At 40.0% G+C, this 9,222-nt stretch carries 10 protein-coding genes; 1 reads left to right on the top strand and 9 read right to left on the bottom strand.

Annotated features, from left to right (window positions below):
* Positions 1–154: 154 nt before the first annotated feature.
* Positions 155–940 carry an MBL fold metallo-hydrolase gene (locus AAEY72_RS13950; protein ID WP_352311069.1) on the bottom strand — a complete coding sequence of 262 codons (786 nt, stop codon included), beginning with the start codon at positions 938–940 and terminating at the stop codon, positions 155–157.
* Between the two features lie 331 nt (positions 941–1,271).
* Positions 1,272–3,359 (bottom strand): catalase, encoded by a 2,088-nt coding sequence (locus AAEY72_RS13945; protein ID WP_352311067.1) that lies wholly within the window; start codon positions 3,357–3,359, stop codon positions 1,272–1,274.
* A gap of 563 nt (positions 3,360–3,922) precedes the next feature.
* On the opposite strand from AAEY72_RS13945, the gene AAEY72_RS13940 reads away from it, so the two are divergent.
* Entirely contained in the window at positions 3,923–4,714 is a 792-nt protein-coding gene (locus tag AAEY72_RS13940; RefSeq protein ID WP_352311065.1) for a dienelactone hydrolase family protein, read from the top strand.
* Positions 4,715–4,826: 112 nt separating this feature from the next.
* Here the strand turns inward: AAEY72_RS13940 and AAEY72_RS13935 are convergent, their stop codons facing one another.
* The 7 genes from AAEY72_RS13935 to AAEY72_RS13905 form a co-directional block, all read right to left on the bottom strand.
* Positions 4,827–5,501: a DUF938 domain-containing protein gene (locus tag AAEY72_RS13935; protein WP_352311063.1), complete on the bottom strand. Its 675-nt coding sequence runs from the start codon at positions 5,499–5,501 to the stop codon at positions 4,827–4,829.
* A gap of 96 nt (positions 5,502–5,597) precedes the next feature.
* Complete coding sequence (locus tag AAEY72_RS13930; RefSeq protein ID WP_352311062.1) at positions 5,598–6,062, bottom strand: flavodoxin family protein; 465 nt, start codon at positions 6,060–6,062, stop codon at positions 5,598–5,600.
* Position 6,063: 1 nt separating this feature from the next.
* Positions 6,064–6,477 carry an OsmC family protein gene (locus AAEY72_RS13925; RefSeq protein WP_352311060.1) on the bottom strand — a complete coding sequence of 138 codons (414 nt, stop codon included), beginning with the start codon at positions 6,475–6,477 and terminating at the stop codon, positions 6,064–6,066.
* Positions 6,478–6,536: 59 nt separating this feature from the next.
* Positions 6,537–7,415, bottom strand: coding sequence for a DUF2971 domain-containing protein (locus AAEY72_RS13920; RefSeq protein WP_352311058.1), 879 nt, complete (start codon positions 7,413–7,415; stop codon positions 6,537–6,539).
* Between the two features lie 49 nt (positions 7,416–7,464).
* Positions 7,465–7,944 (bottom strand): hypothetical protein, encoded by a 480-nt coding sequence (locus AAEY72_RS13915; RefSeq protein WP_352311056.1) that lies wholly within the window; start codon positions 7,942–7,944, stop codon positions 7,465–7,467.
* Between the two features lie 125 nt (positions 7,945–8,069).
* Positions 8,070–8,450: a DoxX-like family protein gene (locus tag AAEY72_RS13910; RefSeq protein ID WP_352311054.1), complete on the bottom strand. Its 381-nt coding sequence runs from the start codon at positions 8,448–8,450 to the stop codon at positions 8,070–8,072.
* Positions 8,437–8,877 carry a thiol-disulfide oxidoreductase DCC family protein gene (locus AAEY72_RS13905; RefSeq protein WP_352311053.1) on the bottom strand — a complete coding sequence of 147 codons (441 nt, stop codon included), beginning with the start codon at positions 8,875–8,877 and terminating at the stop codon, positions 8,437–8,439. Before AAEY72_RS13905 ends, AAEY72_RS13910 begins: the two co-directional genes overlap by 14 nt.
* Between the last annotated feature and the right edge of the window lie 345 nt (positions 8,878–9,222).

Raw genomic sequence — 9,222 nt, 5'->3', positions numbered from 1 at the left:
TTAGCTCAGTTGGTAGAGCAGTTGACTTTTAATCAATTGGTCCCGCGTTCGAGTCGCGGACAGCCCACCATATTTAGAAAGCCCAGTCATTTTATGACTGGGCTTTTTTTCGACTGTCTTTTTATGAGTGTAGATTTATGAGCATTGATAGCTATCAATCACGCCTACGCTTAAAGAGTCTAAAGTTACCTCCTTTTCTCCATAGCAATTTATGCTTGATCGTATCCTTAATCGTACGTGGATGCTTAGGCGCTTGGGTAATAAAATGATCAAAATCTGCTGTGTCCATAGCCAGCTCTCGGCCATGCGCCATCATCACCATTGAGGGTTTCAAATCTCTTATCTTGTGTAAAGACTGGATGTATGTTTTAGGGTCATAGACAGGAAAGGGTGCAACGAATTTATGGCGTAGCTTGATAATCAAATCAGCTGTGTATACTTGACGGCTAGGTAGGTGAAATAAAGACAAATCACGATCCGTATGTCCCGGCGTTTCTAAAACTTGCCATTCATCAAACTTTGGCACAAGCTCACCATCTTTTACCGTAATATCTGGTTTCAAGCTTGCAGAATAATACAGGTTTTTAAATGGTCGACCTTGACGTCTGGCCACATAATACCCTAGGTTTATGTCTACGAAGTGCATCGCTCGCCCGCCAATACCGCTATACCATTGCTTTTTTTTATCCGCTGAGACAATAAGACAGCCAGTCTCTTGTCGAAATTTATTTGCCCCGCCTGCATGATCAGGATGCATGTGTGTGACCACCACTACTTTTAGATCAGTGATCGGTCGCTTTAACGTCGTTTTAATATAATCAAGCACCATCGTCACATCAGCACGGCAGCCACCGTCTAGCAGCATGATTTTATCCGGATATACCGCAAGGTAGGTACTCTGGATATAGCCTTCTAAACGTACGATTTCACATAAACTCATTGGTATTCCCTACCTCATTCATCGTTATTATTGTGAGGCTTTTATTCAATTTTATAGACAATCTTTAGTATAACGTCCGTCAGTCCAAAAAAAACGACTTTGAGTGAACGCTCGTGACTATATACAAAAGCAATGCAGTACACAGAGACAATGCAACTAATAACGATTAATAAATAACAGTTAATAAATAACGGTTAACAACTGCATGCATAGTTTTATCCATGGTCACTCTCACTTTACTATCAAAAAGCAAAAACCCAGCACTTAGGCTGGGTTTAAGAAAACATTTAGTATTTAAAATAAATCGTAGTCTAGATTACCTACCTATTGATTATGCAAGGTCACGAACCTTTGGCTCACGTTCCCATAGACGAAACTTGGCATTAGTAATAAAGATATCTAATTCAGCCAATGGCGTCACAAATTCATCTTTCTCAATGGGCAGCTTGCTTAAGATAAATTCATCGGTCGCACCGCAATAAGCAATGGCTTTGCAATGAGCATAAGCATCATTGAACCAATCTAGCGCTGCACTGTCTTTTGCTAGCTTCTTAGCCTGCTCTGGCATAATGATACTAACCACGGCATCAAACATCACTGACGGACCACCAGCGAGGCGCTCATCAACTTGGATGCGTGTACCATCATCCAACACAACTTCTTTATTAGGGGCGACGATTTTGACGCTAGCGCCTTGCGCTTTAGCAGCATCTTCGAACTTTTTAATTTCGCTACTATTAGAGCCTTCTGCGACCAATATACCAATCATACGACCTTTTAGGCTATCAGGCGTTAGACCAATCGTTTGTAGTGCTTTAGAAGTCGCCATATCCTGTACAGGCGCAGCCGCATCAGCTGGCTCTGGCAGTTCCATACCTAGCGCACTTGCCACACGGTTAGCCAAGTCTTCATCAATATGAATCAAATGACTCAGCATACGCGTACGTACATGTGCGGTATCTACTTTACCTAGCTCAAACGCATAAGCAGAAGCAATATGCGCTTGCTCAATAGCCATCTGACTACGGTAGAACATACGTGGCTGGCTGTAATGATCTGCAAAGCTCTCGTCACGTACGCGGCCTTTTACGCCATCATCTAGTTGCTCATGGAATGAGTTGAAACCACGTTTAGCGCTTTCACGCGGACGAGTTGGATCTAGGCTTTGTGGCTCATAGAGTACACGCGTCTTAGGCACTTGCATTTGCATATGACCATCTTGCTGATTGTTAGCAAACGGACATTTTGGTGCATTAATAGGAATCTGTGCAAAGTTTGGTGATCCTAGACGTGATAGCTGAGTGTCTAAATAACTGAACAGACGACCTTGTAATAATGGGTCATTACTAAAGTCAACACCCGGTGGCAAATGCGATGGGCAGAACGCTACTTGCTCAGTTTCTGCAAAGAAGTTATCTGGATAGCGATTCAGCACCATTTTACCGACGACTTTCACTGGCACCAATTCTTCAGGAATCAGCTTGGTCGCATCTAGATGGTCAAATGGGAACTCATTGGCTTCTTCTTCGGTAAATAACTGTACGCCAAACTCCCACTCAGGGTAGTCGCCGTTGTTGATTGACTCAAACAAGTCGCGGCGATGATAATCAGGATCAGCGCCTGAGATTTTCACGGCCTCATCCCATGTGGTTGACTGTACGCCTAATACTGGTTTCCAATGGAAACGTACAAAAGTGCTCTTGCCCTCTTCATTGATGAGACGATAACTATGAATACCAAAGCCTTCCATCATCCGTAAGCTGCGCGGTAGACCACGATCACTCATGAGCCATATTAGGTTGTGCATGGTCTCAGGGCTCAATGATACAAAATCCCAAAAGGTATCATGCGCAGATGCCGCTTGTGGAAAACCGCGATCAGGCTCTGGTTTTACCGCATGAATCAAATCTGGAAACTTCATCGCGTCTTGAATAAAGAAGATTGGCATATTATTGCCAACGATGTCCCAGTTGCCTTCTTCTGTATATATTTTGACAGCAAAACCACGGACATCACGTGGCGTATCTTTTGAACCTTTATTACCCGCTACTGTTGAGAAACGCGTAAATAATGGCGTTTGCTTGCCCGTTTCGGTCAACACTTTGGCAGTTGTATATTGTTCTAGTGACTCTGTCAGCTCAAAATAACCATGTGCTGCGCTACCACGAGCATGGACGATGCGCTCAGGGATGCGCTCGTGGTCGAAATGATTGATTTTTTCACGTAGCACAAAATCCTCTAACAGCGTCGGCCCACGTGAGCCTGCTTTTAGAGAGTTTTGGTTGTCAGCGATAGCCACACCTTGTTGCGTGGTCAATACTTTGGTGTCATCGCCTGCGCGTTGATGGGTTTCACCACCATTGCCACGTTCAGTATTCATGTCTTTGGCGGGGTCAGTATGATCGATATTATTATTCATAAAAAGTCCTAGCTAATAGATTGAGAATGCTCTTTTTAAACCACTAAAAGAGTGCCTACACAGGTTTGATATCCTTTGAGATAATGATGACTTCATCTGTCAATTATTTGTCTGTGTCTTCAGCATTGCCTAGCGCTAAATTTATAAAGCACTAAAATTCATAAAGGAATAATAGGCTTAGGACTTATACTACCCAAAAATTAAGTCAAATATAGTTGCGTATATAGTAAACCTTGTTGATATTTGGTTAAGGTTTACAGTCGCTATGAACCAGCATTTTAGAAGGCGTTAAAAGAGCATCAACGTTAACAATAGAATCTTGTAATGTAGTTATTCTTTAAGGTATGCTTTTATGCAGTACTAGAGACTATTGATAAATAAATTGGCATGGTTTTAGCTTTATATTTATCTTTTTTATATCGTTGAATTCAAATAATTTCGATACAAGAAAACCGAGCGCAAGTTATACATTAATTAGTATGGTTAGCGAGAATGACGATGTAGCGGATTTATATGAGTTTGACGATGCGACTACTTTTTATATAACTATAAGGCGATCCATTATGCTACCAACTCTAAGCTCCCCGACTAAAAAACCTTATCACTCGTTGCTAGTAGGCGCTTCAATGGGTCTAATGGCATTAACGTTCAGTCAAACAGCTGCTGCTATCACGACCAAAAACGTTACCTATACGGTCGATGACAAAGCATACGAAGGCTATTACGCCAAAGCGGATAAACCAAACGCACCTTTTATTTTGCTCATTCATGATTGGGATGGATTGACAGATTATGAGCGCAAACGTGCTGATATGTTAGCGTCTGAAGGCTACAACGTACTAGCGGCGGACATGTTTGGACAAGGCGTTCGCCCTACCTCTATCGAAGAAAATAAACGTCTAACTGGGGAGCTATATGATGACCGTAATAAAATGCGGCGTATATTGGCAGGGGCATTAACAGCAGGACAGCTACAAGGTAACGATGTCCGAAAAGGCACTACCATGGGTTATTGTTTTGGCGGTACGGTCGCGTTAGAGCTAGCACGCTCAGGCTTTGAGCAAAAAGCATTTGTGCCCTTCCACGGTGCTTTTGATATTCCAACCGGTCAAAGCTATGACAAAACTACGGGAGAAATCCTAGTATTCCAAGGCTCAGCTGACCAATCTGTCTCGCTAGAGAGCTTTGCGACTTTGGGTAAGACATTAGAAGCAGCCAAGATACCGCATGAGATGGTCACCTATAGCGGCGCACCGCATGCTTTTAGCGTATTTGGCAGCGATAGATATGATGCACGTGCCGATCAGCGGTCTTGGAAACGTTACTTGGATTTTTTAGCAGAAGAATACAAGTAATCTAGCAGCATAAAAAATATCAGTAACCAAATAAGTAGACAAAAAAAGACACCTCAATAAGATTTTACAACGATCCATTGAGGTGTCTTTTGTGTTCTAAGAATTTGATGCTTTATATTTTTTGAAATATTAATAGCTGATTATTGGCAGGCATTGCATATGTTTTCGAAAGTTGTAGATGATGGGCGTTTGCTAGACTAACAACGTCTTCTTTGTCACGAATGCCACTATCAAGATTGCCTGCTCTTAACATCGCATCAAATCGCTGATTGCCCTCACTGGTATATTTACCATCTTCGTTAAATGGGCCATATATAATCAGTTTGCCGTCCACAGGTAACGCCTCACCAGCCAATGCAAATAACCGTTCGACCAAAGGCCAACTAATAATATGTAAAGTATTGGCCGTAAATATCACATCATAAGGTTTGTCTACCTGACTATTATCTAAATGACTACTAACAGGTACTGCGTCATGCGCCAAATCAAAAGCCAATGGTAGAGATAAATTGGGCGCAAGATAGGTGTTGTGCCAAGCTATTATATGACGATGATTACTAATAACATCGCTGGTTTGCCATTTGAGATGAGGTAAGTTTGGTGCAAAATACACGCTATGCTGACCCGTTCCAGAACCAATCTCTAGTACATGATTAAAGCCTTGTAGCTCACTTTCTAGTAATTCGAGGATAGGCTTTTTATTATTCTCACACGCTTGAGAAAACGGCAATGCAGAAATATCCACTTTATTATTCAAATTGTCACTATTTAGATTAGCGTCATGCATCACTACTCTCTCCAGACCGTCTATTATTTTCTTAGCATTGATTTCGATAGATTAATGAGCATTATCAAATATTAACTCAGTCATCGTATCTCACTATTAGTAAATACCCGCCTCTACCCCAGCTGCTAGCGTCATAGCAAGCTCTTCTACTTGCTCAACAAAGCTATCTTGCCAATCACCTTGTAGTATCAGCGCCTCTTGAATCCATGACCAACGCAGTCCCGTCGTAATCGTTTTCATCGCAAGCTTAGTACCCGTACCATCATGCCCTGCCCGTATATATACCGCAAATGGCATACCTTGCTTTTCTTCTAGCACTGGATAATAGCAACGATCAAAAAAGTCTTTGGTCAGCCCTGCCATATACGCTAAATTTTCAGTCGTACCTAGTAGTAGCGCGTCAGCTGCCAACACGTCTTCAGGCTGTGTATCCTGCGGTGACTTCAAAATGACGTTGATATCTATATCAGGATGATTGGCACCATCATAAGCTGCCTGCGCCAATTTCTGAGTATTGGGCGATGGCACATGAGCGACGATGAGTAAAGTCTTAGTAGACATGTTAGGCGTCTTTGCCATTGTTAAACACTAAGTTTTGGGTAATCGCAGGATCCAAGCTATTGCTGACTGGACACGTTAACGCGGTTTTATAAAATCGTTTTAAGGTACTCTCATCCAATGCCTTTGAGAAGTTGACCACAACATGTATTTCACTCACACGTCTTGGTTTGGCAGCCATGACTTTGGTAACTTCTGCGGTCGTACCTGAAATATCGATGTCCATCGCTTCGGCTTTGATGCCAATAATAGTCAACATACAACTGGCTAAGCTAGTCGCTAATAAATCAGTCGGCGAAAACGCTTCACCTTTACCTTGATTGTCAGTCGGTGCATCGGTGATGATTTGATTATTCGACTGTAGATGGATGGCTTGGGTGCGTAAGTTGCCTTGGTAGGTTACTTTTGAGGTTGTCATGAACTTATCCTTAAATTTTTAATTAATGGTTTCTATATTAAATACATCTATAAAGCGCACTAACTACTAAATGTCGTTACTAGATCGTCAAGATCAGAACGAGCAACCATCCCAGTTTGACCATACCTACCGTTAAAAACACTTTCTACTAAGCCAAAAAACCATTCAGGTGCTTCAGGTGATACCTTAACACTACTAATAAAGTCATTAGATTTGAGTCTAATTAAAGAGCCAGTATCATCCCTATCAGCTAAAGGATCATTACTTTGATTGTATGCTATTAATCTTATCTCGTTTTCAAATTTATATGCTTTATGCTTATGAACGAAGGGCGCAATTTTGCTATCGACCTTTAAATTATAATGATCTGCTCGATGATCTATATATTCAACTTGCTGTACTGATAAGTTTGTATTTCTATCTTCTTCTATAGAGTCTAGTAGCTCGCCAATAGTAGTGGTAATACATATGGAGTTTACATCACTACCGTATATTTTCCACATAGCAATACTTTCAGTATCATCTGTAGCGGAGTGCCAGCAGCTAACATCAAGCCATTTCTTTTGTGCTTTAATAACATCTTTATATGTCAATCCTTCTGGCAACTTGATGTCACCAAAAACTGTCATAAATGATTTATTTCTAGACCTTTCTTCATATTCCTGCTGTCTTTTTTGAGCCTCTCCAATACTTTTAGGAGAATTGCAGCCTTTTCCTAAGCTTGAAGGTAAATTATTATTCACAAGATTGCTCAATGCTTCTGCAGCACCACTATAAAAGAAATCATTAATAGTTGTCAGTCCTCCTTCTAATTTATCTTCAAATTTATCAATTCTACACATAAATATCTGTTTGCTTTCGAGCATATGTAAGAACTTACTAAAATCCATGTATCTTTGTATTTTAGTATTTCTATCTAATTCATTTAATATATTCATAATTTTAGCCTACAAAAATAAGTTGAGTTGCTATTACATTTATATGCTTCTATCGTTCTTCCCATTTGCTTTCTATAAGGTTATACGCCTGATCATTATCATGAGGAGCAATGTTTGCTTTTAACTGAAACGACTCTCCACCCACCTCTTTCCAGCACTCTGAGAACCATTGGATAAGCTCATCGATTGCGATACTCCATGGGTCAAAACCTTCATCCTGATTAATATATTTCTCTTCAAGCTCATAAGGGTAGACATACTCTATCTTTAACAATTCTGGCTCAACAGGCGACGGATATTGAGCTTCACCATTGATATAAACAAAGTACTCAGAATCATTTGAATCCATAAAAAAAGCTCTAACTGGGAACCCTTGTGTGAATCCATCGGCAAATATTTCAAACTCTAGACTGACCACTTCTTTTGGATAATCATATCCGATTAATTCTTTTAAAACTGGCTTCATACTAGCAGTGAGTGCTTGTAGATGTTCTTGAACTTTCTCTGAAAATTCTTGCTCGATATTCATTTCATTCTCTTTTTATAGTATTACTTCAATTAGACTGAATTATAGGATACAACGTGTGCTGTATATTGACATGTCTTTTCAACGTATGAAATTTCGAATAAATTTTCACCTATTTTGGTTACCATTCATGCTTTATCTACAAATAGAATCAGATAGCAAAAACCCAGACCTAGAATATTGGTCGTAATAGGATTGAATGCACCTATCGAATACATTGGACTTGCTACAGCTACAGAGAGTAATAGTAAAAGTAGAATGGCTACGGCTATATAGACAGGAATATTAGACTTATTGAGAAATATGATTGCGCAACCCAAAACTATTTCAACAATACCCACTAAGGGTGAGGCTATCTTAGCAGGCACACCAAGAGCACTAGTAGAGACCAAATGTACTTCGACCGCACTCAACCACAATTTTTTGGGCACCAAACCATGGTATATAAACAAAAATCCCAATAGCACCCTACTAATCAACGAAACATGAGTGAGCTTATCTTTTTGCATCTAAAAAACGCGCCTCATTCCCTGGTAATGGTAGAGCACAGTAGTCATATTTACCGAATAGACGATAACGATTTAATGCGATACGGTCATATATCCAATCTCGTACAGGTGTTGGAATAATCTTGAAAATACAAACTCCTTTCCATGGGTAGCCTAATTTTGCCATTACTTGGAAAAAAGCATCACTTTTTTGGAAGGAATGGTTACCTCCTACATAAAGCATTGTTTCATAAGAGTCGGTAGGTAGCCCAAAATAAAGCAGTATTTCTTGGCCTTCCTCTGACTGCACACTGCACAATTTGAAGAACTGCTTACTATCATACTTGAGGATAAAATTACTCCATACGTTACATAGCTTACAGACACCATCGAAAAGAATGACTTTATCTAAAACACTAACATTGGGAGGGAGTTTGTCAGTACTCATCTTTTTACTCTTTTAAATAACCACTTATTGTTGAGTAAATTTAACACTAATATGACTGAGCAACAATCTAAATATAAAAGTAGAATGTAGTCTGATAATTATTTAATAATAAATAGTTAAAACTAGGTAAAGAACAAACTTAAAAAACAAGAGACACAATGACACGAAATATGGATAGAGAAAGTGATTAGATAGCATTAGCTAATGAAATGACTATATTAGGAATAAAAAAGACAGACAAACAAAATCCCCTTACACTTTCGTGTAAGGGGGTTTAGCTTTTGAATAGAGAGCTGACGATGACCTACTCTCACATGGACGAATCCACACTACCATTGGCGCTAC

Source organism: Psychrobacter sp. W2-37-MNA-CIBAN-0211 (assembly GCF_040309405.1).
Classification (GTDB): Bacteria; Pseudomonadota; Gammaproteobacteria; order Pseudomonadales; family Moraxellaceae; genus Psychrobacter; species Psychrobacter glaciei.
The sequence above is the reverse complement of the archived record's forward strand: the minus strand, read 5'-3'. Positions and strand labels throughout refer to the sequence as shown.

What these genes read in the sequence shown, in the direction of transcription:
- AAEY72_RS13950 (WP_352311069.1), bottom strand. Translation starts at nt 940, where the DNA reads ATGAGTTTATGTGAAATCGTACGTTTAGAAGGCTATATCCAGAGTACC.
- AAEY72_RS13945 (WP_352311067.1), bottom strand. Translation starts at nt 3,359, where the DNA reads ATGAATAATAATATCGATCATACTGACCCCGCCAAAGACATGAATACT.
- AAEY72_RS13940 (WP_352311065.1), top strand. Translation starts at nt 3,923, where the DNA reads ATGCTACCAACTCTAAGCTCCCCGACTAAAAAACCTTATCACTCGTTG.
- AAEY72_RS13935 (WP_352311063.1), bottom strand. Translation starts at nt 5,501, where the DNA reads ATGCATGACGCTAATCTAAATAGTGACAATTTGAATAATAAAGTGGAT.
- AAEY72_RS13930 (WP_352311062.1), bottom strand. Translation starts at nt 6,062, where the DNA reads ATGTCTACTAAGACTTTACTCATCGTCGCTCATGTGCCATCGCCCAAT.
- AAEY72_RS13925 (WP_352311060.1), bottom strand. Translation starts at nt 6,477, where the DNA reads ATGACAACCTCAAAAGTAACCTACCAAGGCAACTTACGCACCCAAGCC.
- AAEY72_RS13920 (WP_352311058.1), bottom strand. Translation starts at nt 7,415, where the DNA reads ATGAATATATTAAATGAATTAGATAGAAATACTAAAATACAAAGATAC.
- AAEY72_RS13915 (WP_352311056.1), bottom strand. Translation starts at nt 7,944, where the DNA reads ATGAATATCGAGCAAGAATTTTCAGAGAAAGTTCAAGAACATCTACAA.
- AAEY72_RS13910 (WP_352311054.1), bottom strand. Translation starts at nt 8,450, where the DNA reads ATGCAAAAAGATAAGCTCACTCATGTTTCGTTGATTAGTAGGGTGCTA.
- AAEY72_RS13905 (WP_352311053.1), bottom strand. Translation starts at nt 8,877, where the DNA reads ATGAGTACTGACAAACTCCCTCCCAATGTTAGTGTTTTAGATAAAGTC.